The organism is Chitinolyticbacter meiyuanensis, from assembly GCF_008033135.1.
GTDB lineage: Bacteria > Pseudomonadota > Gammaproteobacteria > Burkholderiales > Chitinibacteraceae > Chitinolyticbacter > Chitinolyticbacter meiyuanensis.
This window is the reverse complement of sequence record NZ_CP041335.1, coordinates 4,304,539-4,325,960: the sequence shown is the minus strand read 5'-3', so window position 1 is coordinate 4,325,960 and position 21,422 is coordinate 4,304,539. Positions and strand designations below refer to the sequence as shown.

The window sequence follows — 21,422 nt, the reverse complement described above, 5'->3', positions numbered from 1 at the left end:
ACGCGGGAGTGAGTGCGGATGGCGGGGGTGAGGTGCAGATTCTAGTCGCTTGCGTCTCAGTTATCCACAGGCGCGTCACAGGACCGACTCGCGGCAATGGTTGACATTGACGGAATTTGGCAGTGTAATTAACGGTTTACTTAGTCCGGCCAGGAATTCCATCATGAAGCGTACCTTCCAACCCTCCGTTATCCGTCGCAAGCGCACCCACGGTTTCCGCGCTCGCATGAAGACCCGTGGTGGCCGTGGCGTGATCGCCGCTCGCCGCTCCAAGGGTCGCGCTCGCCTGTCGGCCTAAGCCTGCAGCGCGCCGTGCAAGGCGCTTCCCGCTATCGCTATACGCGGGCCATGCGCCTACTCAAAACGGATGAGTTTTCATCCGTTTTTAATTTGCGCCTGTCGGTCAGCAACGAGTTCTTCCAGGTGCTCGGCCGGCCGAACGGTCTGCCTGTGGCGCGACTCGGCGTGGTGGTCGGCCGCCGGACCGACAAACGGGCGGTGGTGCGCAACTACATCAAGCGCACCGTGCGCGAACGTTTCCGCCTTGCCGCCGCCGAGCTCGTCGGGATCGATCTGGTGGTGCGGCCGCGCCGTGCGTTCGGCCGCGCCGATGGCGCAGCCGCGCGCGAGGCGCTGATCCAGCTGTTTCGCCGCCTGCGTGGCCGCGTGCCGCCCTCGCCCCATGTGTGAACGTTGTCCGGATCGGCCGGTCGGAACGCGGGGCTTGGCGGCAGGTGCCGGCATCATGCTGGTGAAACTCTATCAGTACACGATCAGCCCCTTGCTCGGCCCCCGCTGCCGCTATACCCCGAGCTGCTCGCACTATGCCGTTGAGGCCTTGGCGAAATATGGCGCCCTACGCGGTGGCTGGCTTACAATTCGCCGTCTTTCGCGCTGCCATCCCTGGGGCGGCAGCGGCTATGACCCCGTTCCCTGATTCTTGAGCCCACGATGGATACCAAGAGACTGATCCTGTTTATCGCGTTGTCCTTCGGCATTCTGTTTGCCTGGCAGAAGTGGATGGACCACCGGTACCCGCCGGCCGCCAAGGCACCGGCGACCGCCAGCAGCAGCGCCCCGGCCGGCAGCGAGCTGCCGCAGGCCGGCAAGGACACTGCCGCCACCACGGCGACCGCGCCCGATTCCGGTCGCTTGCAGTCGGGCCAGCGCATCCATGTGAAGACCGACCTGCTGGATGTCGAGATCGACACCATCGGTGCCGACCTGCGTCGCGTCGCGCTGCTCAAGCACGGCACCCAGGGCAAGCCGGAGCAACCGTTCCTGCTGTTGAACGACGGCAAGGATCAGACCTACGTGGCCCAGACCGGCCTGCTGGGTGACGGCCTGCCGACGCACCGTGCCACTTTCAAGGCCGACGCCAGCCAGTACGCACTGGCCAATGGCCAGGACACGCTGGCAGTGCGCCTGACCGCGCCTGGCCCCGATGGGGTGCAGATCGCCAAGGTCTACACCTTCAAGCGCGGCTCCTACCTCGTCGACGTGAAGTACGAGATCGTCAACGGTGGCAGCAAGCCGCTGGCGGCCTCGGCCTACTATCGTCTGCTGCGCGATGGCCATGTCGAGAACCCCGGCTTCTTCGGCACGCATACCTTCACTGGTCCTGCGGTTTATACGCAGGCAGCTAAATTTCAAACCCTTGCTTTCAACAAAATTGACAAGGGAGAGGCCGATTACGTGAAGCAGGCCCCGGATGGCTGGGTGGCGATGGTGCAGCACTACTTCGCCAGTGCCTGGATCGCCTCGCCCAAGGGTCAGCCGTCTGTGTGCGGTGCCAAGCCGTGCGAATACGAAGTCAAGCGCCTGTCCGACGGCCTCTACTCGGCCGGTTTGATCGTGCGCCTGCCGCAGATTGCTGCCGGCGGCAAGTTCGAGACCAGCGTGCCGCTGTTCGTCGGCCCGCAGGAAACTCGGATTCTCAACGATGTTGCGACAGATTTTGATCTGGTCAAGGACTACGGCTATTTCACCGTGTTCTCTCGTCCGCTGTTCTGGGTGCTGGACCAGATCCACAAGGTGGTCGGCAACTGGGGCTGGGCGATTGTGCTGCTCACCGTGCTGATCAAGTTGGCGTTCTACCCGCTGGCTTCGGCCAGCTACCGTTCCATGGCCAAGATGCGCAAGCTGGCTCCGCGCATGCAGCAGATGAAGGAGCGGTACGGCGACGACAAGATGAAGTTCCAGCAGGCCGTGATGGACATGTACAAAACGGAGAAGGTGAACCCGCTCGGTGGTTGCCTGCCGATGCTGGTGCAGATCCCCGTGTTCATCGCGCTGTACTGGGCGCTACTGGCCGCCGTCGAGCTGCGCCAGGCGCCGTGGATCCTGTGGATCACCGACCTGTCGCTGAAGGATCCGTTCTACGTGCTGCCGGTACTGATGACGGTGTCGATGTACGTGCAGACGCTGCTGTCGCCGCCCCCGCCCGATCCGATGCAGGCCAAGATGATGAAGATCATGCCGCTGGCGTTCAGCGTGTTCTTCTTCTTCTTCCCGGCCGGCCTCGTGATCTACTGGGTGGTGAACAACTGCCTGTCCATCCTGCAGCAATGGTGGATTACCCGGCAGATCGACAAGGCCGAAGCCAAGCCAGCTTGATCCAAATGCCACAGAAACCGCCCTCCGGGGCGGTTTTTTGTTGCACGCCACGGCTCATGTGCGGTTGCAGCATGTGATAGGCTTGCGCCGTTGTGGCCCCGATCCAGATTTTTTGCACCATGCTGTATATCCCTGAGCCCATCGCCGCCATTGCCACCGCGCCCGGTCGCGGCGGCGTCGGTGTGATCCGCGTGTCCGGTCGCCGGCTCGACGCCATCGTCGAAGGCCTGATCGGCCGGCCACTCACCGCCCGCCACGCCCATTTCGCCCGCTTTCGCGCGGCCGACACCAGTGCCATCGACGAGGGCCTCGCACTGTTTTTCCCCGGCCCCAACTCCTTCACTGGCGAGGATGTGCTGGAGATCCAGGGCCATGGCGGTCCGGTAGTGATGAACATGCTGCTCAAGCGCTGCATCGAGCTCGGTGCGCGCCACGCCGAGCCCGGCGAGTTCTCCAAGCGTGCCTTCCTCAATGGCAAGCTTGACCTCGCCCAGGCTGAGGCGGTGGCTGACCTGATTGACGCGCAATCGGAGGCCGCTGCGCGCTCCGCGCTCAAATCGCTCGACGGTGCGTTCTCGCTGGAAGTACGCGCGCTGGTCGACGCGTTGATCCATCTGCGCATGCTGGTCGAGGCCACGCTGGATTTCCCCGAGGAGGACATCGACTTCCTCGCCGCCGCCGACGCACGCGGCCAGCTCGGCACCATCCAGGGCCAGCTCGCCCGCGTGCTGATGACGGCAACGCAGGGCAAGCTGCTGCGCGAAGGCATGCACGTGGTGCTGATCGGTCAGCCCAATGTCGGCAAATCCAGCCTGATGAATGCCCTTGCGGGCGAAGACATCGCCATCGTCACCGAGATCGCTGGCACCACCCGCGATACGGTGCGCGAGCTGATCCTGATCGATGGCGTTCCCGTACACGTGATCGATACCGCCGGCCTGCGCGAAACCGACGACCCGGTCGAGCGCATCGGCATCGCCCGCACCTGGGCGGCGGTCGAGAAGGCCGATCTGGCGCTGCTGTTGGTCGACAGCCGCGAGGGGGTTACCCGGCACGATCTCGACATCCTCACGCGCCTACCCAAGGCGCTGCCGGTACTGCGCGTGTTCAACAAGATCGACCTCACTGGCGACGTGCCCGGCGATGTCGCCCGTGACGTGGTCCACGTCTCCGCCAAAGGCGGCGAGGGCCTGGAAGCGCTACGCCAGCGCTTGCTGCACCACGTGGGCTGGCGAGGCAGCGACGACGGCGTCTTCATCGCCCGCGAGCGCCACCTCGATGCCATCCGCCGTGCCAGTACCCACCTCGACACCGCAGCGGTGGCCTACCAACAGATCGAACTGCTTGCCGAAGAGCTGCGCCTCGCGCAGAACGCGCTCAATGAAATCACCGGCGAATTCACTTCGGATGATTTGCTGGGCGTGATCTTCAGCAAGTTCTGCATTGGGAAGTAGGCGAGCTCAACGCCGCCAGTTCAGCGCCACATAGGCAAGGCCGCCCGCCACCAGCCCCCAGAACGCCGAGCCGATGCCGGACAGCGTCAGACCCGAAGCGGTGACGAGGAAGGTGATCAGCGCCGGCTCGCGCTGCGCTTCGTCCTTTACCGCGGCGAGCAGGCCATTGCCGATGGTGTTGATCAGCGCGAGCCCGGCCAGGGCCAGCACCAGCTCCTTGGGGAAGGCGGCGAACAGCGCGGCGACGGTGGCGCCGAACAGGCCGACGATCACGTAGAACACCCCCGCCGCGACAGCGGCCATATAGCGCTTGTCCTTGTCCTCGTGCGCCTCGCGACCCATGCAGATCGCGGCGGTGATGGCCGCGAGGTTGATGGCGAAGGCGCCGAATGGGGCCAGCAGCACCGTGGTCAGCCCGGTGCTGGCAATCACCGGCGACAGCGGCGGGTGATAGTCCGACGCCTTGAGCACCGCCACGCCGGGAATGTTCTGCGAGGCCATGGTGACGAGGAACAGCGGCAGCGCCACAGACAGCAGCGCCTGCCACGACAGCGTCGGCATGGTGAACACCGGCGACGCCAGTTGCCAGTGCACCTCACCCAGGTGCAACTGGCCCTGCAGTGCGGCGATGACGGTGCCGACCAGCAGCACCAGTGGAATCGCGTAGCGCGGCTTGAGCCGGCGCATCGCGAGATAGGTGCCGAGCATGGCGAGCACCAGCACGAACTGGCTCTGCAGGCTGGTGAACGCGGCCATGCCAAAGCGCAGCAACACCCCGGCCAGCATGGCCGAGGCAATGGCGACCGGTACACGCGCCATGGCGCGCTCGAACCAGCCGGTGGCGCCGGCGATGGTGATCAGCACGCCGCACACGATAAAGGCGCCGATCGCTTCGGGCATCGAGATGCCGGCCACGCTGGTCACCAGCAGTGCTGCCCCCGGCGTCGACCAGGCGGTGACCACCGGCACACGGTATCGCAGCGACAGGACGATGCTGGTCAGCCCCATCGCCAGGCCCAGTGCCCACATCCACGAGGCGATCTCGGCCGGGCCCGCGCCCAGCGCCTGGGCGGCCTGGAACACGATCACCGCCGAGCTGGTGAAGCCGACCAGCACGGTGACGAAACCCGCCACGACGGCGGACAGCGAGAAATCTTCGATCAGGCGCATGCGGCACTCCTGGTTGGGCCTGCTGCCATTGTCATGGTCGCCCCGGCCATCATGACAGTGACAGCTGGGCTGCTTTCCGGCCACACACTGTCATGCCGGCTTCATCGCCGGCAGCGAACATCGTGGTTTCCCAGCGGCCGGAGGCGCGCGATGCAGAGGGTGGCAATGGCATGGCTAAGTATCGTGCTTTGGCTGGCGGGTTGCGCAGGCCCGGGTGCGCTCGCGCCCAATCCGCCCGCTGCGCCATTCTCGCTGACGCTGCTGCATCTCAACGACCACCACTCGCACCTCGATCCCGAGCGCTTAGCGTTGCAGCTCGATACCGGCAACGGCCGTGAGGCAGTCGACGTGGAGCACGGCGGCTTTGCCCGTGTCGCTGCTGCGATCAAGGCACTGGCAGCCGATCATCCCAACGTGATCAAGATCCACGCCGGTGATGCTGTCACCGGCGATCTCTACTTCAACCTGAGCGATGGTGAGGCCGATGCCGCGCTGATGAACGTGGTCTGCTTCGACAGCTTCACGCTGGGTAACCACGAGTTCGATCGCGGCGATGCTGGCTTGAAGCGCTTTATCGGCTTCCTGCATGCCGGCAGCTGCCAGACGCCGGTGCTGTCGGCCAATGTCGACTTCGGCGCTGGCTCGCCGTTGCATTCCGATCGGGCGCCAGGACTGGTGCGGCCCTCCGCCGTGATCGAACGCGGCGGGCAGCGCATCGGCCTTGTCGGCATCACCATCGCCGGCAAGACCAAGCACGCCTCGCGTCCCGATGCCGATACCCAGTTCGGCGACGAGGCCGAGCGCGCCCAGACCGAGATCGACCGGCTGCGCGCGGCGGGCGTGAACAAGATCATCGTGCAGAGCCACTACGGTTACCAACAGGATCAGGCACTGGCGGCGCGGCTCGATGGCGTTGATGTCATCGTTGGTGGCGATAGCCATACGCTGCTGGGGCCGGCAGCACTCCAGGCGTATGGCCTGAGCCCGGCCGGCCCCTACCCAACGCGGGTGGTGGATCGCCATGGCAAGCCGGTATGCATCGTGCAGGCGTGGCAGTACGCCTATGTGGTTGGCGAGTTGACGGTTGATTTCGATGCTGCCGGCGAGGTCACTGGCTGCCGCGGCAGGCCGCACGTGCTGATCGGCGACGATTTCCGCCAGGGGGCCCGCACACTGCAGGCGACGCAGCGTGCGGCGGTCCTTGCGGATATTGCCGCTGGCGGCGTGCTGCGCATCACCGCGCCGGATGCTTCGGCGCAAGCCGCGCTCGCGCCCTACGCGCGGCAGCGGGAAGCATTCGGCAGCAAGGTGGTTGCCCAAGCCACCAGTGGCCTATGCTTGCGCCGGGTGCCGGGCAGCCGACGCGACCCCAGCCGCTCGACACTTGGCGACGCCTGCAACCGCGACCCGCACGGCATCGCACACGGTGGCGACGTGCAGCAGCTGGTCGCTGCCGCCTTTCTCGCCCAGGGGCAACGGTATTTCGGCGCGGAGATCGCACTGCAGAACGGCGGCGGCGTGCGCGTCGACCTGCCGGCCGGCGAGGTGGACGTGCGGCGCATCTATACCGCGCTGCCATTCAGGAACACGCTACAGCGGCTCCACCTCAGCGGCGCTGAGCTCAAGGCCACCCTGGAAGCCGCCCTCGCTGCCGTCATTGCCGGGAATACCGGCAGCTATCCGTACGCCGCCGGGCTGCGCTGGCAGGCGGACTTGAACCGGCCAGCGGGCAGTCGCTTCCATGCACTGGAAGTGAAACAGCAAGGTCGCTGGGTGCCGCTGGAGCCGGCGCGCAGCTACACGCTGGTCACCAGCGATTTCCTTGCCGATGGTGGTGACTACTACACACCGCTGAAAGCCATCACCGGTGAGCGCCGGCTCGACGTGGGCCTCGACTATGCCGAAGCCTTTCTCGCCTATCTCGACAGCCTGCCCGGCCCGTCGAAAGTACTCGCCCGCTTGCCGGACGCCGAGTACAGCACACAGCGCTTTATCGATACGCCGTGAACCTGGGTCACCACCATCTTGGATGGTTTGACGCCGGCGCGAGCGGGCTGTTACGGTAGTGCCCATGTCGCACCGCAACATCACCTCTTTCGCCAAAACACTGACCGCCTGGTGGCTGCACAGCCCCCTGCGGTAGCGCGTGTTTTTCGCCACCGTGGGTTTGCCGCGGTGGTTCCTGGTTTTCATCCCGTCGCGGCTCCCTCTCACTTCTGGAGCCATGATGTCCGCCACCTCCCCCGATCCTGCCGCCCTTCGCACCGCCACCGTGCTGGCGCTACTGTCCGCCACCGGTTTTGCCGCCAAGGCGGTATTCGTCAAGCTGGCTTATCGCCACGGCGTCGACGCGGTCACGCTGCTCGCACTACGGCTGGCGGGGGTGTTGCTGATCGTCGGCTTGGTGCGCAGTTGGCGGCGGGCATCCGAGTCGCCGCTGGCGTGGCGGGACTGGGGTGCTGTGCTGGGGCTGGGCCTGCTCGGCTATTACCTCGCCAGCATCTTCGATTTCACCGGCCTGATGACCGTCAGCGCCAGCATCGAGCGGCTGGTGCTCTATCTGTATCCGACGCTGACGGTACTGTTGTCGGCCTGGTGCTTCGGCCACGCGATCACCGGGCGGATGAAGGCGGCCCTGCTACTCACCTATGTCGGCATCGCGCTGGTGGTCGGAGTGGATCTGGCGCAGGCGCGGGTCGATGTGGCGGGCTTGGCCTGGATCGTGGCCAGCACGGTGGCGTTCGCGTTCTACCTGACCTTCAGCCCGCCGGTGATCGCCCGCGTCGGCGCGCTGCGCTTCACCGAGCTGGCGCTGGCCGTCGCCGCGATCGCCATGCTGCTGCATTTCGTCGCCACCCGGCCGCTGGCGGCACTGGTGCAGCCATGGCCGGTGTATGGGTGGGCGGCGGTGATGGCGCTGGTATCCACGGTGCTGCCGGTCTATCTGATGAACATGGCGGTGCAGCGCATCGGCGCCGGGCGGGCTGCGGTGATCGGCAGCGTGGGGCCGGTACTCACCATCGTGATGAGCATGGGCGTGCTGGGCGAGGTGCTGACGCCATTGCAATGGCTGGGCGCACTGGTGGTGCTGGCCGGTGTGGCGCTGGTCGGGCGCAGCAAGTAGCGCGGCACGGTGGGCATAAGCACTAACCGCAGTAGCCAGTCCAGATCGCGTGTTTTATGCTTTGATGGAATTTTGAAATTATCACTTCAAACTTGGAGTTATGATGAAACGACTGTTGATCGCGCTGGCCCTGGTGGCCGCAGGTGCTCGGGCCGTGGCGGCCGACCTGCTCGATACGGTGAAGGCCAACGGCACGTTGAAGGTGGCGCTGGAAGGCACCTACCCGCCGTTCAATTTCAAGGACAAGCGAGGCGAGCTAGTGGGCTTCGAGGTGGATCTGGCCAAGGCCATCGCCACCAAGTTGGGCGTGAAGCCGGTGTTTGTCACCGGTGAGTGGAGCGGCCTCTTGGCCGGGCTGCAGGCCGGCAAGTTCGACGTGGTGATCAACCAGGTGGGCGACAATGCCAAGCGCCGCGAGGTGTTCGATTTCTCGGTGCCCTACACCTATTCCAGCGCCCAGCTGATCGTGCGCAAGAACGAGACGCGCCAGTTCAAATCGCTGGATGATCTCAAGGGCAAGAAGCTGGGCCTGGGTCTGGGCACCAACTACGCCGACATGGCCAAGGCCGTGCCGGGCATCGATGTGAAGACCTATCCGGGTGCGCCGGAGTACCTGCAGGATCTGGCGCAAGGCCGGCTCGATGCGGCGCTGAACGACAGCCTGATGATTCCGTTCGCGATCAAGGAATCCAGGCTGCCGGTGAAGGCCGGTGCGCCGGTTGGCGAGGTGGTCACCTCGGCCATCCCGTTTGCCAAGGGCAATCCCAAGTTCAAGGCCGCCATCGACAAGGCGCTGCAGGACCTGATCCGCGAAGGGCGCTTCAAGCAGATCTCCACCCAGTGGCTGGGCAGCGACGTTTCCAAGCCGCCCAAGGCCAACTAGTTGCCTGCGGCACGCTGCGAAACACCGGCCTGCTGGGCCTAGAATGACGAAGCCCCCGGTGCCCGGGGGCTTTGCCTTGGATGATCTGCATGCTGCAAATCTGGTTGGACCTGATTCCGCTCGCCTGGCCTTTCCTGCTCAAGGGCGCGCTCTATACGCTGGGCTTTGCGCTGGCGGCCATGGTGCTGGGGCTGGCGCTCGGCTTCGTGGTGGCGCTGCTGCGTATTGCAAAGGTGCCGCTGCTGGCGCAGCTGGCGGCGATTTACGTCAGCGCGATGCGTGGCACGCCACTGCTGGTGCAGATCTTCGTCATCTACTACGGCCTGCCCAGCGTCGGCATCGCGTTCGAGCCGGTGACCGCCGGCGTGCTGGCACTGACACTGAACGTGGCGGCCTATCTTTCGGAATCGATGCGCGGCGCCATTGCCGGTGTCACCATCGGGCAATGGCAGGCCGGCTATTCGCTGGGGCTGACCTGGTGGCAGACCATGCGCCACGTGGTGGCGCCGCAGGCGCTCAGGCTGGCGGTGCCCAGCCTCTCCAACAGCCTGATCAGCCTGATCAAGGATACGTCGCTGGTGTCGGTGATCACCGTCACCGAACTGATGCTGGCGACCAAGGAAGTGATCGCGCAGACCTTCCAGCCGCTGCCGTTGTATCTTGCCGCCGCGGCGCTCTACTGGCTGATGAGCGCCGCCTTCGAGCGGGTGCAGCGCTGGGTGGAGGCGCGGCTGGAACTGGCCCACCAGAGGTAACGATGCGCTACGACTTCACCACCCCGGCCGTGCAAGCGGTCGCAGACAACATCAAGTGGAACAAATACGCCGGTCGCGACGTGCTGCCGCTGTGGGTGGCGGACATGGACTTCGCCAGCCCGCCCGAGATCACCGCGGCGCTGCAGCAGCGGGTGGCGAGCGCGAGCTTCGGCTATAGCGAGCCGACGCCGGGCGTGATTGCCGCCGTGCTCGGCGCGATGTGGCGCGACTATGGCTGGACCGTGGCGCCCGAATGGCTGGTGCCGCTGCCGGGGTTGGTGGCCGGGCTCAACATTGCCTGCCGCGCTACCGGCGGCGCGGCCGATGGGGTGCTCAGCGCAACGCCGATCTATCCGCCGTTCATGTCCGCGCCGGCGTTCTCCGGCCGGCCATTGCTGAAGGTGCCGCTGCTGGAGCCAACAGGCGACGAGGGTTGGCGCTGGGACTGGGCGGCGCTGGAGCGCGAGGCGGCCGGGGCGCGCACGCTGTTGTTGTGCCACCCGCACAATCCGGTGGGCCGGGTCTGGACGGCGGACGAGCTGGATCGGCTGGCTGCCATCGCCCTGCGACACGACCTCACCGTGGTCAGCGACGAGATCCATTGCGACCTGCTGCTGGAGCCTGGCGCACGCCACACGCCGCTGGCCACGCTGTCGCCGGTGCTGGCGGCACGCACCATCACGCTGATGGCGCCGTCCAAGACCTACAACGTCGCCGGCCTTGCCTGCGCGTTTGCCATCATTGCCGACGCCGGACTGCGCCACGCATTCCAGCGCGCCATGCGCGGCATCGTGCCGCACGTGAATTTACTGGGCTATGTGGCGGCCGAGGCGGCATACCGCGATGGCGCTACATGGCGCGATGAGCTGATTGCCGTGCTGCGCCACAATCGCGACCGGGTAATCGAAGCGCTCGACGGGGTGGCCGGCCTGCGCGTCGCCCCGCCCGAAGCAACCTACCTCGCCTGGATCGACTGCCGCAGCGCCGGCATTGCCTCGCCGCAGCGCTTCTTCGAGGAAGCTGGCGTTGGCTTGTCGGACGGGGCCGATTTCGGCTTGCCGGGCTTCGTGCGGCTGAATTTCGGCTGCCCCGAGGCCACGTTGACCCAGGCGCTGGCGCGCATGCGCAAGGCACTCGGCGTGGCCTGAATGGATGGGCTAAGGTAAGCGGGAGCCGACTGCCGGAGCCCGCCATGCCCTTCATTCACATCCAGGCATTACCGTTCGAATCCGCCTTCGATGTCGCCTCCGCCATCGAGGCCTTCAGCGTCGATTTTGCCGAGGCGGCCGGCGTTGGCCTGGAGCACATCACTGTCACCTGGCGCTGGCTGGAGCCGGGTCACTATGCGGTCGGCGGTCGATCCGCGCAGCGGCAGCCGCGGGGCAGCCACCCGCTGCTGGTGGAGCTGGTGACGCCCGATTTCCATCCACCGGCCACAGTCGAGAAGATGTTGCAGGTGCTGGCGGACAGCCTGGCGCGCCGCACCGGCCTGCCGGTGGACAACGTGTTCATCCAGCATCGCCGTGCCAAGGCCGGCCGCGTGTTCGATGCCGGGCAGATCGTGCGCTGGTAGCTAGGCACCGCAACTTGGCCGGACTTGCCGAGCCGCCGGCTTGTGCGGCAACGTGGGGGCGGCTGGCGTAAGCTGGCCTTTTATCCCTCAGTTGCGCTGCCCATGAACGACACCTTGCTTCGCGTCGGCTTCGACGATATCGCCAATCCGGAAAACCGCGCCCGCTTCATGCGGGAGGCCGAATTGCTGCGGCGCTACAACGATCCGACGCTCAGCTGGGACGAGCGCCATGCCATGCTGCCCGAGCTCGTTGCCAGTTGCGGCGAGGAAACCAACGTGGCCGCGCCGTTCATCCTGGCCCGCGGTAGCGACGTGCACCTGGGGCGGCGGGTGTTCATCAATGCCGGCGTCACCATCGCCGCCGCAGCGCCGGTGACCATCGGCGACTACACGCTGATCGCGCCGCACGTACAGATCCATGGCGTGACCCATCCGGTGGACCCGGCCGAGCGCCAGCAATGGGCGTTCTGGTCCAGGCCCATCACCATTGGCGAGAACGTGTGGATCGGCGCCGGCGCCATCATCTGCGCCGGTGTCACCATCGGCGATCACAGCGTGATCGGCGCCGGCAGCGTGGTCACGCGCGACGTGCCGTCCTGCGTGCTGGCCGCGGGCAACCCGTGCCGCGTGGTGCGCGAACTCGATCCGCCTGATCCCGCCACGATGTACGCGCTGCGCGATCGGCTCTAGCCAGGGTTCGCGCTGCAAGGGCCGTTGTCGGCGAACATTGCGGTGGCGCGGCGCTGCATTTCCACGGCGCTGACATCTTCGATGTGGGTCGAGATCATCCATTTGTGGCCGAACGGATCGGTCAGCGCGCCGCTCCGATCGCCCCAGAACTGGTCCGCCACCGGCATCGTCACCGTGGCGCCGGCGCTTTCCGCCTGTGCCACGGCGGCATCCGCATCCGCGACGTAGAACATGATGGTGGTGGCGGAGCCGCCGATGGTCTGTGGGCTGAGCGCGCCCCACTGTGGCGCCTCCTCGCTCAGCATCAGGTTGACCGCGCCGATCCTGAGCTCTGCGTGCATGATCTGGCCGTCGGGCGTGGGCAGGCGCAGTATCTCCTCGGCTCCGAAGGCGCGTTGGTAGAAGGCGATCGCGGCGGCCGCGTCCTTCACGGTCAGGTAGGGGATGCCGGCAGCGTAGCCGTCGGGAATGGCCTGGGCGGTCATGGCGCGCTCCTTTACGGGACGATGCGCTATTAGACTCACCGGGCGGCCTGGGTTTGCGCCTTGGCTCGGTCGGAGGCATCCGTGAGACGAACGGTGGCGCTTGCGTGGCAGCGGCAAAAAAAAACGCCAACCGGGGTTGGCGTTTCAAACAGAGGATGGAAATGAAACCAGGCAGCTATGCCGGTCAACATTCATGATCTATTTTCCTTACAAGATAAATATTAGTCAATATTGATATTCTCACGTACGTCACCGATGGATGACATGCGCAATCTGGGAAAAGCCCGGCTGGGCGACCCATCGATCAGCAAGCTGACGACGTGACCGACGGATTCGGTACAATTGCCCCTTTTTCCCGAGGGAAGAGGCATGGTGCAAGTCGGCATCGTCATGGGCAGCAACAGCGACTGGGAAGTGATGCGCCATGCTGCGGAACAGCTCAAGGCCTTCGGTGTGGCGTTTGAGTGCCGGGTGGTCTCCGCGCACCGCACCCCCGACCTGCTGTTCGAATACGCCGAGACCGCAGAGGCGCGCGGCCTGACCGCCATCATCGCCGGTGCCGGCGGCGCGGCACACCTGCCGGGCATGCTGGCGGCCAAGACCACGGTGCCGGTGCTGGGCGTGCCGGTGCCGTCCAAGTACCTGCGGGGCGAGGATTCGCTGCTGTCCATCGTGCAGATGCCCAAGGGCATCCCGGTGGCGACTTTCGCCATCGGCGAAGCCGGTGCCGCCAATGCCGGCCTCTTCGCCGTGGCGATGCTGGCGGCGCAGCAGCCGGCCCTTGGTGAGGCGCTGGCGGCGTTCCGCAAGCGCCAGGAAGAAACCGTGCTGGCGATGACGCTGCCCGAGGTATGACCCTGAGCGAGTCCCGCTGGCAGCGCATCCGCCGCGAAGGCTGGTTGCGCTGCGTGCTGGTACGCGGGGCGCTGGTGTGGGGCGTGACCTTTGCGCTCGCCTTTGCCGTGGTCGAGGTCATGACCGGCCGCGCCAGCGATTTCTGGCGGGCGGTGCCGGACAATCTGCCGCTGGGCTTCGTGGCCGGCGCATTCTACGGCTGGGGCCAGTGGGGCTACAGCCAGCTACAGTCATTGAAAGAGAAACAGGAAGAGTAAATCGTGAAGGCTATCCTGCCACCGGCCATGCTGGGCATCCTCGGCGGCGGCCAGCTCGGGCGCATGTTCGCCGCAGCCGCCAAGACCATGGGCTACCGGGTGACCGTGCTCGACCCCGATCCGCAGGCCCCGGCCGCTGATTTCGCCGATGTCCACCTGTGCAAGCCGTATACCGATGAGGCGGCGCTCGCCGAGCTTGCCGCCGGCTGTGCGGCGATCACCACCGAGTTCGAGAACGTCAACGCCGATTCGATGAAGTGGCTGGCCGCGCAGCGCGTACCGGTCTCGCCGTCGGGTGAGTGCGTGGCGATTGCACAGGACCGCATCGTCGAGAAGACCTTCATCCGCAAGGCTGGCCTTTCCACGGCACCGTTCCTTGCCGTGCATACGGCCAAGGACCTGGAAGGCGACCTGTCGCCCTACCTGCCCGGCATCCTCAAGACCGCGCGCCTCGGTTACGACGGCAAGGGTCAGGTGCGGGTAAAGACGGCAGAGGAGGCGCGCTACGCGCTGTCCGAGCTGAAGCACCAAGCCTGTGTGCTGGAAAAGATGCTGCCGCTGGTGGCCGAGGTCTCGGTCATCGTGGCGCGCACCAGCCGCAACGAGGTGGTGAGCTTCCCGGTGGCGGAAAACCGCCACGAGGGCGGCATCCTCGATGTTTCCATCGTCCCGGCGCGCATCGCGCCGGCGGTGACCGAGCGTGCGCGGCAGATGGCGATGCAGCTCGCCGAGTCGCTCGACTACGTTGGCGTGCTGGCGGTCGAGTTCTTCGTGCTTGATGGCGACGAGCTCGTGATCAACGAGATGGCGCCGCGTCCGCACAACAGCGGGCACTACACGCTGGATGCCACGCTGACCAGCCAGTTCGAGCAGCAGGTGCGCGCCATGTGCGGGTTGTATCCGGGCCGAACTGATCTGCTGTCGCCAGCGGTGATGGTCAACCTGCTGGGCGACGTGTGGGGCGACGGCGGTGCGGAGCCGAACTGGGAAGTGCTGCTGACCGCACCCAATGCCAAGCTGCATCTCTACGGCAAGCGCGAGGCGCGGGTCGGGCGCAAGATGGGCCATTTCAACGTGCTGGCGGGCAGCAGCGATGCCGCACTGGAGCAGGCCGAGGCGATCCGCGCCACGCTGGCCGGCGAGCGGACCCCGGCCGACGCCTGAGCGATGCTGACGCCCGAGCGCTTCGTCGACGCCATCGTCGAAGGGTTGCGCAGCGCCGGCGATGCGGCTGACGCGGCGGCGATGCGACGCTACATGCGCGATCAGTTCGATTTCGCCGGCGTCAAGACGCCGCAGCGGCGGGCCTTGTCCCAGCCGTTGATCGCTACGGCGCGACGCGGGCTGACCGAAGTCGAACGGCTGGAAACCGCCGCCCGACTATGGCAGCAGCCATGGCGCGAGTGCCAGATGGTCGCCTGCGATCTGCTGGCGGATCGGGCACAGAGCCTGAGCGCTGCAGCGCTGCCGCTGCTCGATACGCTGATCGACAGCAAATCGTGGTGGGACAGCGTCGACGGCCTTGCCGCGCAGGTACTCGGGCCGCTGGTGGCGCAGCATCCGGCATTGTTGCCCACGCTGGATGTCTGGGCTGCCGGCGAGCGGCTGTGGCACCGGCGTGCCGCCATCCTCTTCCAGCTCGGCTACGGCGCCAATACCGATGCCGAGCGGCTGTTCCGCTACTGCCGCGGCAGTGCCGGCCATCCCGACTTCTTCATCCGCAAGGCCATCGGCTGGGCGTTGCGCCAGTACGCACGCACGGCACCCGATGCGGTGCGGGCTTTCCTCGATGCCGAGGGCGCTTCGCTGTCGGCCTTGTCGCGCCGCGAGGCGGCCAAGCACCTGGCCTGAGCGCCAAGCGGCAGGGCGGCCGCAAGGGGGCTGAACTAAGCTGCAAGAAAACGACTCCCGCGCCCACCCATGACCAGCCAGCCCCCCGGCATCCTCGCGGCGCACGCCGCCGAGCTCGAAGCGATCCGCCAGCGCATCAACAACCACAAGGACGATGCGATCGAGCGCTGCGAGCGCCTGATCCGTAGCGCCCGCGCTGCCCACGACACCGCCACCCAGCTCGCGGCGACCGAGCTCTATGGCCTCGTCAAGAACTACGAGGGGCGCAACCTGCTGTTCGAGGCGTTGCAGCTGGCGGAAGCCACACAGGCCTTCGCCGCCGAGGCGCGGCTGGCCGAGCAGATCGCGCGCAGCTACTACACCACCGGCGAATACCGGCTGGCCACGCAGTACTGGACGCGCTGCGTCGAGCTGTCCGAGCAGCCCGGCGGGGAAGCCAAGAGCTGGATCTACGGCAAGGTCGGCCTCGGTCAGGTGTACGACGCGCTGGGCAACCATGCCCAGGCCGTTGCCCATCATCGTGCCGCATTGTCGCGCATGGGCGAGGAGCACGATCACTATCTCGCGGCCAAGATCCGCATCAATCTCGCGGTCAACCTGGTGCAGCTTGGCGATAGGATCGAGGCGCGGGTGCTGCTGTCCGAGGCGCTGGTGGTCTGCCTCGAGCACTATCTGCTCGACTATGCCGCCGAGGCGCGCTTTCGCCTGGGCGAGATCAGCCTGGCCGAGGGCGATCTGGCGCAAGCCTCGTCCGACCTGATCGAGGCGCGCCAGCTGGCGCAGACCGTCGCCTATCGCTGGGTGGAAGTGAACGCCATCGCCTTGCAGGCCGAGGTCAATATCCGGCTCGGCAACCCGCAACGCGCGCTGGCCATTGCCAATGAAGGCATCGCCCTGGCCGAGGAGAGCGACTATCAGCACCTGCTGCAGCGGCTGCATGGCGCCGCCGCGCGCTATGCCGAGGCTGGCGGCGATGTGGTGCTGGCGTACTCGCATCTGCAGCAGCACGTGCGCTACCAGGGACAGATGGGCCGGGCGGCGCAGCCGGCAGTGCAGGGCGATGCGCTGCGGCCCAGTGCCTCGCGCCGGCTGGCGGCGCTGGCGGCCAACCCGCAGCTCGATGCGCCGGATCTGGATGCCGCGCGCCGACTGGTGCTGGAAGAGGCGATCCCCATCCTCGGCATCTCCGCGGCCAGCGCCTGGGTGCTGGATGAGGAGGCCGGCCTGCTGCGCTGTGTGGCCGCGACCGGCCCGGCTGCCCCCGAGGTATTGCCGGCTTGGTCAAGGCAGGCTTATCCGGCCTGGTTCGATTGGCTGCAGCAGGCGGCGCCGCTGGTCGCGCATGACGCCCTGCACCACCGCCATGCCTGGGAGGTCACCGGAGCGGAGCTCAAGCAGCGCGGCATTGCTTCGTTGATGGCCTGGTCGCTGCGCGTCGGCGGCCGCATCCGCGGCGTGCTGCTGGTCGAGCATCGTGGCAATCAGCGCAACTGGACGCCGGACGATGCGCTGCTGGGTGGCATGTTGGCCGATCTGATGGTGCGGGTGCTGGTGCAGCACGAGCGCCGCAGCCTGGCCCTGGCATTCACCGAGCTCACCGCGGCGCTGGACCAGGCCAATGCCTTGCTCGCCGACGCATCGCCCGATCTGCCGTCGATTGCGCTGCAGCTGGCACGGGTACACGAACTGATCCAGATCCGCCAGCACCTGGTCGGGCTGGCCGATCACCTGGCAGCCCCGCTCGCCGGCGCCCAGGCCGACGCGGCCCTGCTGGCGGGGCGTTTGCAGCGCTGGCCGGGGGACGAGGGCGTCGCCGAGAGCCAGGCCGACAGCCAGCGGTTGCTGGTAAGGCTGGAGCAGATCGCCCACGCACTCGCCGAATTCCGCGATCTGGCCCCGCAACCTGCTGCGCTGGTCCGCTGACTGCCGCAGGCCAGCCGTCGCGCGGGGCGTGGCGTGGAGTCCGCATCGGTCGCGTATCGCTGGCATAATTGCGTCTTTGCGATCGGGAAGCGTAGCCATCATGTCCGGCCTCACCACCACCAACCTCAGCAGCCTGAAGAAGATCTATTCGGGCAAGGTGCGCGATCTGTACGAGATCGATGCGACACGGATGCTGATGATTGCCACCGACCGGCTTTCGGCGTTCGACGTGATCCTCGCCGAGCCGATCCCGGACAAGGGCAAGATCCTGACCGCGATCTCCAATTTCTGGTTCGACAAGCTGAAGGACGTGGTGCCGAGCCACTTCACCGGCGATGCGCCGGAAGACGTGGTCAGCGCGGCTGATCGCCCGCAGGTGGAAGGGCGTGCCGTGGTATGCAAGCGCCTGAAGCCGGTACCGGTCGAGGCCGTGGTGCGTGGCTATCTCGCCGGTGGCGGCTGGAAGGATTACAAGGCGAGTGGCAAGGTCAGCGGTGTGACGCTGCCGCCGGGGCTGCGCGAAGCGGACCAGCTGCCCGAGCCGATCTTCACGCCGTCGACCAAGGCTGCCGTGGGCGATCACGACGAGCCGATCTCGTTCGAAGAGACCGCCGAGCTGATCGGTGCCGAGCTTGCCGCCAAGGTGCGCGATACCGCCATCCTGCTGTACAAGACCGCCGCCGAGTTCGCCGCCACCCGCGGCATCATCATCGCCGATACCAAGTTCGAGTTCGGCCTCGACGAACGCGGCACGCTATGCCTGATGGATGAAGCGCTGACGCCCGATTCCAGCCGCTTCTGGCCGGCCGACCAGTACGCGCCGGGCAGCAATCCGCCGTCCTACGACAAGCAGTTTGTTCGTGACTGGCTGGAAACCACCGGCTGGGACAAGACCCCGCCGGCGCCGGCGCTGCCGCAGGACGTGGCCGAGAAGACCGCTGCCAAGTATCGCGAAGCGCTGGAGAAGCTGACCGGTTGATCGGCCACGCTGTTCGCACCATGAAAAAGCCGGGGCATGCCCCGGCTTTTTCGCGCTTGGCAGATTCAGCCGGCCAGCTTCTTGGCGATACCGGCCACATGCGTACCCTGGAAGCGGGCAATGGCGAGCTCGTTCTCGGACGGCTGGCGGCTGCCGTCACCGGCGGCAATGGTGGTGGCGCCATACGGGCTGCCGCCGCTGATCTCGGACAACGTCATCTGCCGCGCCTCGGAATACGGCACGCCGACCACCACCATGCCGTGGTGCAGCAGCGTGGTATGGAACGAGGTCAGCGTGGTTTCCTGGCCGCCGTGCTGGGTGGCGGTGCTGGTGAACACGCTGCCCACCTTGCCGATCAGTGCTCCCTTGGCCCACAGCCCGCCCGTCTGGTCGAGGAAGTTGCGCATCTGCGCACACATGTTGCCGAAGCGAGTGGGCGTGCCGAAGATGATCGCGTCGTAGTCTGCGAGCTCGGCGGGCTGGGCGATCGGCGCGGCTTGGTCGAGCTTGGCACCGGCCTTCTTGGCCGCTTCCTCCGGCATGATATCGGCCACCCGCTTGACCGTGACCTCGGTCCCGTCGACCGAGCGTGCGCCCTCGGCCACCGCGTGTGCCATGGTTTCGATATGGCCATACATCGAGTAGTACACCACCAGCAGCTTGCTCATCGTTCGCTCCTTGTGCGAGGAGTAGGCAACACCTCACCATAGCTGCTTCAGGTTGCCATTTTCACCAGACAGCGCGCAGGCATGACGCTATCGTGGCGCTTGGTGATGCCGGGGAGGGGCACATGTATTACGGAGAGCGTTTCAACGGCTACAGCCACCTGGCCGGTGCGCTGCTCGCCGTGGCCGGCACCAGCTACGCCATTGTCGCAGCCAGCCTGTACGACGATGCCTGGAAGATCGTCGGCGTATCCATCTACGGCGCCACGCTGATCCTGCTCTACAGCATCTCCACGCTGTACCACTCGCTCAGGGGCCGCGCCAAGCAGGTATTCCAGCGGCTGGACCATTGCGCGATCTACCTGTTGATCGCCGGCAGCTACACGCCATTTACACTGGTGACGCTGCGCGGCGGCTGGGGCTGGAGCATCTTCGGCATCAACTGGGGTCTTGCCATTCTCGGCATCGTGCAGGAGCTGTGGCTGGGCCGGCGCACCCGGGTGTTCTCGCTGCTGATCTACGTGCTGATGGGCTGGCTGATCCTGTTTGCCATGGGGCCTTTGGTGGCGGCACTGCCGACCGCGGGCCTGGCCTGGCTGGCGGCGGGCGGACTGTTCTACACCGTGGGCATCGTGTTCTTCGTATTCGACGAGCGTATCCGGCACGGCCACGGCATCTGGCATCTGTTCGTACTGGCGGGCAGCCTGTGCCAGTACGTGAGCATCCTGCGCTACGTACACTGAAGCGCCTTGTTCCGGGCACGGCGGTACGCTAGTTTGCAGGAACCGAAACCGACGACGACGCCATGTTCGACAAGCTGCTGCAACGCCTGCGCAAGAACCCATCGCCCGACGAGGCCCCGGAAGGGCCCGATACCGTCGTGCCGCAGAGCCATGAGCCGGACTGGGAGCGCGGCATCCTGCGTCGGCGGCCATTGGTCGATGCCCAGCTCAAGCTGGTGGGGCACGAATACCACCTGCACCAGCCGTTGACGCGCGTTGCGCCAGTGGCGCGTAGCGTGCGGCTGTGCGATGAGATCGTGCTGCGCGAGCTCGCCGAGCGCATGGGGCGTGGCGGCACCCGCGAAGCCCTGACGCTGGTCAGCCTGTCGCCGTTGTCCGCCGATCTGCCGCTGCTGCATCCGCTGCCCAACGCCGAGCAGGTGGTGCTGCTGTTCGGCCTGGCGCACCATCCGCCGCCTGAGGCCACCGCGCTGCAGGCGCTGCGCGCCGCGGGCTACCTGATCGGCTTCGAAGGCCTGCCGCGCGATGTGGCCATCATCGAGCTGGCCGACTACCTACGCGTGCCGATCCGCGAGCTCGATCTTGCCCAGCTCAGCCAGCGGGTGAACGTGCTGATGCGCGTGGCACCGCATTGCCGGCGCATCGCCAGCCAGGTCGACCAGTTCGAGGAATACCTGGCGGTCAGCGAGATGCAGTTCGAGCTGGTGCAGGGCCTTTTCTACGAGGCGCGCGGCATCGACAGCCATGCCGAGCTCGATGCCGGTTACCTGCGGCTGATCGAGGCGTTGAACCTGACCCGCGCCGGGGCCGAATTCGAGCAGATCGCCGAGGTGATCCGCGTCGACCCGCTGCTCAGCTTCAAGCTGCTGCGCTACGTGAACTCCGCCGCCAGCGGGCTCGCCCGCAAGGTGGACAGCCTGCAGCAGGCGATCACCGTGCTCGGCCACCGCCCGCTCTACCGCTGGCTGTCGTTGCTGATGTTCAGCCTCGATGACAGCGACCCGTTGCAGGACACCCTGCTGGAAGCAGCGTTGACCCGGGCCCGTACCCTGGAGCTGCTCGGTGGCGAACGGCTGGGCAAGATCGAGGGCGAGCAGCTGTTTTCGGCCGGCATGTTCTCCTATCTGGAGGCGCTGCTGCGCCTGCCGCTGTGGTCCATCGTCGCCCGCATCGAGCTGCCGGAGGAAATGCGTATCGCCCTGCTGAGCCGTGAAGGCCGCTTCGGCCCCTGGCTGCGCCTTGCCATCCTCGCGGAGGAGGGCGACGGCCCCGATGATGTGCTGCTGGCCGAATGCGGCGTCAGCTATGCCCAGCTCAATCGCGCCCTGCTGGAGGCGCAGTTCTGGGCCGGCGAGGTGCTGGCGGCCTGACCGGTCGCCGCGATCGCCGGTCCCTGTCC

23 protein-coding genes are annotated in these 21,422 nt (G+C 66.4%); 20 read left to right on the top strand and 3 right to left on the bottom strand.

Annotation, left to right across the window (positions count from 1 at the left end; all coding sequences use genetic code 11):
- Positions 1-163: 163 nt before the first annotated feature.
- The 5 genes from rpmH to mnmE all read left to right on the top strand — a co-directional run bounded on the left by rpmH (position 164) and on the right by mnmE (position 4,070).
- Positions 164-298 carry a 50S ribosomal protein L34 gene (rpmH, locus tag FLM21_RS20690; protein WP_148717393.1) on the top strand — a complete coding sequence of 45 codons (135 nt, stop codon included), beginning with the start codon at positions 164-166 and terminating at the stop codon, positions 296-298.
- A 50-nt stretch (positions 299-348) separates the two neighbouring features.
- Positions 349-690, top strand: a complete 342-nt coding sequence (gene rnpA / locus FLM21_RS20685; RefSeq protein WP_148717627.1) for a ribonuclease P protein component — start codon at positions 349-351, stop codon at positions 688-690.
- Between the two features lie 55 nt (positions 691-745).
- Positions 746-937, top strand: coding sequence for a membrane protein insertion efficiency factor YidD (gene yidD / locus FLM21_RS20680; RefSeq protein WP_246120783.1), 192 nt, complete (start codon positions 746-748; stop codon positions 935-937).
- Positions 938-951: 14 nt separating this feature from the next.
- Positions 952-2,616 (top strand): membrane protein insertase YidC, encoded by a 1,665-nt coding sequence (yidC, locus tag FLM21_RS20675; RefSeq protein ID WP_148717391.1) that lies wholly within the window; start codon positions 952-954, stop codon positions 2,614-2,616.
- 119 nt (positions 2,617-2,735) lie between these two features.
- Positions 2,736-4,070, top strand: a complete 1,335-nt coding sequence (gene mnmE / locus FLM21_RS20670; RefSeq protein WP_148717390.1) for a tRNA uridine-5-carboxymethylaminomethyl(34) synthesis GTPase MnmE — start codon at positions 2,736-2,738, stop codon at positions 4,068-4,070.
- A 6-nt stretch (positions 4,071-4,076) separates the two neighbouring features.
- Here the strand turns inward: mnmE and FLM21_RS20665 are convergent, their stop codons facing one another.
- On the bottom strand, positions 4,077-5,240 hold the full coding sequence (locus FLM21_RS20665; RefSeq protein WP_148717389.1) for a benzoate/H(+) symporter BenE family transporter: 1,164 nt from the start codon (positions 5,238-5,240) through the stop codon (positions 4,077-4,079).
- 165 nt (positions 5,241-5,405) lie between these two features.
- Here FLM21_RS20665 and FLM21_RS20660 point away from each other — a divergent pair, with 165 nt between their 5' ends.
- The 7 genes from FLM21_RS20660 to FLM21_RS20630 all read left to right on the top strand — a co-directional run bounded on the left by FLM21_RS20660 (position 5,406) and on the right by FLM21_RS20630 (position 12,265).
- Positions 5,406-7,247 (top strand): bifunctional metallophosphatase/5'-nucleotidase, encoded by a 1,842-nt coding sequence (locus FLM21_RS20660; RefSeq protein ID WP_246120781.1) that lies wholly within the window; start codon positions 5,406-5,408, stop codon positions 7,245-7,247.
- A gap of 217 nt (positions 7,248-7,464) precedes the next feature.
- Entirely contained in the window at positions 7,465-8,364 is a 900-nt protein-coding gene (locus FLM21_RS20655; RefSeq protein ID WP_148717387.1) for a DMT family transporter, read from the top strand.
- A 103-nt stretch (positions 8,365-8,467) separates the two neighbouring features.
- Positions 8,468-9,247, top strand: a complete 780-nt coding sequence (locus tag FLM21_RS20650) for a transporter substrate-binding domain-containing protein (RefSeq protein WP_148717386.1) — start codon at positions 8,468-8,470, stop codon at positions 9,245-9,247.
- A gap of 89 nt (positions 9,248-9,336) precedes the next feature.
- Positions 9,337-10,002 carry an amino acid ABC transporter permease gene (locus tag FLM21_RS20645; RefSeq protein ID WP_246120779.1) on the top strand — a complete coding sequence of 222 codons (666 nt, stop codon included), beginning with the start codon at positions 9,337-9,339 and terminating at the stop codon, positions 10,000-10,002.
- Positions 10,003-10,004: 2 nt separating this feature from the next.
- Positions 10,005-11,150 (top strand): MalY/PatB family protein, encoded by a 1,146-nt coding sequence (locus tag FLM21_RS20640; RefSeq protein ID WP_148717385.1) that lies wholly within the window; start codon positions 10,005-10,007, stop codon positions 11,148-11,150.
- 44 nt (positions 11,151-11,194) lie between these two features.
- On the top strand, positions 11,195-11,575 hold the full coding sequence (locus FLM21_RS20635; protein ID WP_148717384.1) for a tautomerase family protein: 381 nt from the start codon (positions 11,195-11,197) through the stop codon (positions 11,573-11,575).
- Between the two features lie 102 nt (positions 11,576-11,677).
- Positions 11,678-12,265, top strand: coding sequence for a sugar O-acetyltransferase (locus FLM21_RS20630; RefSeq protein ID WP_148717383.1), 588 nt, complete (start codon positions 11,678-11,680; stop codon positions 12,263-12,265).
- On the opposite strand, the gene FLM21_RS20625 is transcribed toward FLM21_RS20630, so the two are convergent.
- Positions 12,262-12,750: a VOC family protein gene (locus tag FLM21_RS20625; protein WP_148717382.1), complete on the bottom strand. Its 489-nt coding sequence runs from the start codon at positions 12,748-12,750 to the stop codon at positions 12,262-12,264. The two genes, FLM21_RS20630 and FLM21_RS20625, sit on opposite strands and share 4 nt — an antisense overlap.
- Positions 12,751-13,119: 369 nt before the next feature.
- Between FLM21_RS20625 and purE the strand changes: the two genes are divergently transcribed.
- The 6 genes from purE (at position 13,120) to FLM21_RS20595 (ending at position 18,615) form a co-directional block, all read left to right on the top strand.
- Entirely contained in the window at positions 13,120-13,605 is a 486-nt protein-coding gene (gene purE, locus FLM21_RS20620; RefSeq protein ID WP_148717381.1) for a 5-(carboxyamino)imidazole ribonucleotide mutase, read from the top strand.
- Entirely contained in the window at positions 13,602-13,862 is a 261-nt protein-coding gene (locus FLM21_RS20615; RefSeq protein ID WP_148717380.1) for a hypothetical protein, read from the top strand. The genes purE and FLM21_RS20615 overlap by 4 nt, the downstream gene beginning before the upstream one ends.
- A 3-nt stretch (positions 13,863-13,865) precedes the next feature.
- The gene (locus tag FLM21_RS20610; protein WP_148717379.1) at positions 13,866-15,026 is read left to right on the top strand and encodes a 5-(carboxyamino)imidazole ribonucleotide synthase; all 1,161 of its coding nucleotides are present in this window, start codon (positions 13,866-13,868) and stop codon (positions 15,024-15,026) included.
- A 3-nt stretch (positions 15,027-15,029) separates the two neighbouring features.
- Positions 15,030-15,713, top strand: a complete 684-nt coding sequence (locus tag FLM21_RS20605) for a DNA alkylation repair protein (RefSeq protein WP_148717378.1) — start codon at positions 15,030-15,032, stop codon at positions 15,711-15,713.
- A 69-nt stretch (positions 15,714-15,782) separates the two neighbouring features.
- Entirely contained in the window at positions 15,783-17,636 is a 1,854-nt protein-coding gene (locus FLM21_RS20600) for a GAF domain-containing protein (protein WP_148717377.1), read from the top strand.
- Between the two features lie 100 nt (positions 17,637-17,736).
- Positions 17,737-18,615, top strand: a complete 879-nt coding sequence (locus FLM21_RS20595) for a phosphoribosylaminoimidazolesuccinocarboxamide synthase (RefSeq protein ID WP_148717376.1) — start codon at positions 17,737-17,739, stop codon at positions 18,613-18,615.
- Between the two features lie 65 nt (positions 18,616-18,680).
- On the opposite strand, the gene wrbA is transcribed toward FLM21_RS20595, so the two are convergent.
- On the bottom strand, positions 18,681-19,283 hold the full coding sequence (wrbA, locus tag FLM21_RS20590; RefSeq protein WP_148717375.1) for an NAD(P)H:quinone oxidoreductase: 603 nt from the start codon (positions 19,281-19,283) through the stop codon (positions 18,681-18,683).
- A gap of 122 nt (positions 19,284-19,405) precedes the next feature.
- On the opposite strand from wrbA, the gene trhA reads away from it, so the two are divergent.
- A complete protein-coding gene (gene trhA / locus FLM21_RS20585; protein WP_148717374.1) occupies positions 19,406-20,023 on the top strand; it encodes a PAQR family membrane homeostasis protein TrhA in 618 nt (205 codons plus the stop codon).
- Between the two features lie 62 nt (positions 20,024-20,085).
- Entirely contained in the window at positions 20,086-21,393 is a 1,308-nt protein-coding gene (locus FLM21_RS20580; protein WP_148717373.1) for an EAL and HDOD domain-containing protein, read from the top strand.
- The last annotated feature ends 29 nt before the right edge of the window (positions 21,394-21,422 follow it).

Bases quoted from the DNA above. Each gene is read 5' to 3' on its own strand.
- rnpA (WP_148717627.1), top strand. From the start codon at position 349: ATGCGCCTACTCAAAACGGATGAGTTTTCATCCGTTTTTAATTTGCGC.
- FLM21_RS20645 (WP_246120779.1), top strand. From the start codon at position 9,337: ATGCTGCAAATCTGGTTGGACCTGATTCCGCTCGCCTGGCCTTTCCTG.
- wrbA (WP_148717375.1), bottom strand. From the start codon at position 19,283: ATGAGCAAGCTGCTGGTGGTGTACTACTCGATGTATGGCCATATCGAA.
- purE (WP_148717381.1), top strand. From the start codon at position 13,120: ATGGTGCAAGTCGGCATCGTCATGGGCAGCAACAGCGACTGGGAAGTG.
- FLM21_RS20650 (WP_148717386.1), top strand. From the start codon at position 8,468: ATGAAACGACTGTTGATCGCGCTGGCCCTGGTGGCCGCAGGTGCTCGG.
- FLM21_RS20640 (WP_148717385.1), top strand. From the start codon at position 10,005: ATGCGCTACGACTTCACCACCCCGGCCGTGCAAGCGGTCGCAGACAAC.
- mnmE (WP_148717390.1), top strand. From the start codon at position 2,736: ATGCTGTATATCCCTGAGCCCATCGCCGCCATTGCCACCGCGCCCGGT.
- FLM21_RS20665 (WP_148717389.1), bottom strand. From the start codon at position 5,240: ATGCGCCTGATCGAAGATTTCTCGCTGTCCGCCGTCGTGGCGGGTTTC.
- trhA (WP_148717374.1), top strand. From the start codon at position 19,406: ATGTATTACGGAGAGCGTTTCAACGGCTACAGCCACCTGGCCGGTGCG.
- FLM21_RS20655 (WP_148717387.1), top strand. From the start codon at position 7,465: ATGATGTCCGCCACCTCCCCCGATCCTGCCGCCCTTCGCACCGCCACC.
- rpmH (WP_148717393.1), top strand. From the start codon at position 164: ATGAAGCGTACCTTCCAACCCTCCGTTATCCGTCGCAAGCGCACCCAC.
- FLM21_RS20625 (WP_148717382.1), bottom strand. From the start codon at position 12,750: ATGACCGCCCAGGCCATTCCCGACGGCTACGCTGCCGGCATCCCCTAC.
- FLM21_RS20595 (WP_148717376.1), top strand. From the start codon at position 17,737: ATGTCCGGCCTCACCACCACCAACCTCAGCAGCCTGAAGAAGATCTAT.
- FLM21_RS20580 (WP_148717373.1), top strand. From the start codon at position 20,086: ATGTTCGACAAGCTGCTGCAACGCCTGCGCAAGAACCCATCGCCCGAC.
- FLM21_RS20660 (WP_246120781.1), top strand. From the start codon at position 5,406: ATGGCATGGCTAAGTATCGTGCTTTGGCTGGCGGGTTGCGCAGGCCCG.
- yidD (WP_246120783.1), top strand. From the start codon at position 746: ATGCTGGTGAAACTCTATCAGTACACGATCAGCCCCTTGCTCGGCCCC.
- FLM21_RS20605 (WP_148717378.1), top strand. From the start codon at position 15,030: ATGCTGACGCCCGAGCGCTTCGTCGACGCCATCGTCGAAGGGTTGCGC.
- FLM21_RS20630 (WP_148717383.1), top strand. From the start codon at position 11,678: ATGAACGACACCTTGCTTCGCGTCGGCTTCGACGATATCGCCAATCCG.
- FLM21_RS20600 (WP_148717377.1), top strand. From the start codon at position 15,783: ATGACCAGCCAGCCCCCCGGCATCCTCGCGGCGCACGCCGCCGAGCTC.
- FLM21_RS20615 (WP_148717380.1), top strand. From the start codon at position 13,602: ATGACCCTGAGCGAGTCCCGCTGGCAGCGCATCCGCCGCGAAGGCTGG.
- yidC (WP_148717391.1), top strand. From the start codon at position 952: ATGGATACCAAGAGACTGATCCTGTTTATCGCGTTGTCCTTCGGCATT.
- FLM21_RS20635 (WP_148717384.1), top strand. From the start codon at position 11,195: ATGCCCTTCATTCACATCCAGGCATTACCGTTCGAATCCGCCTTCGAT.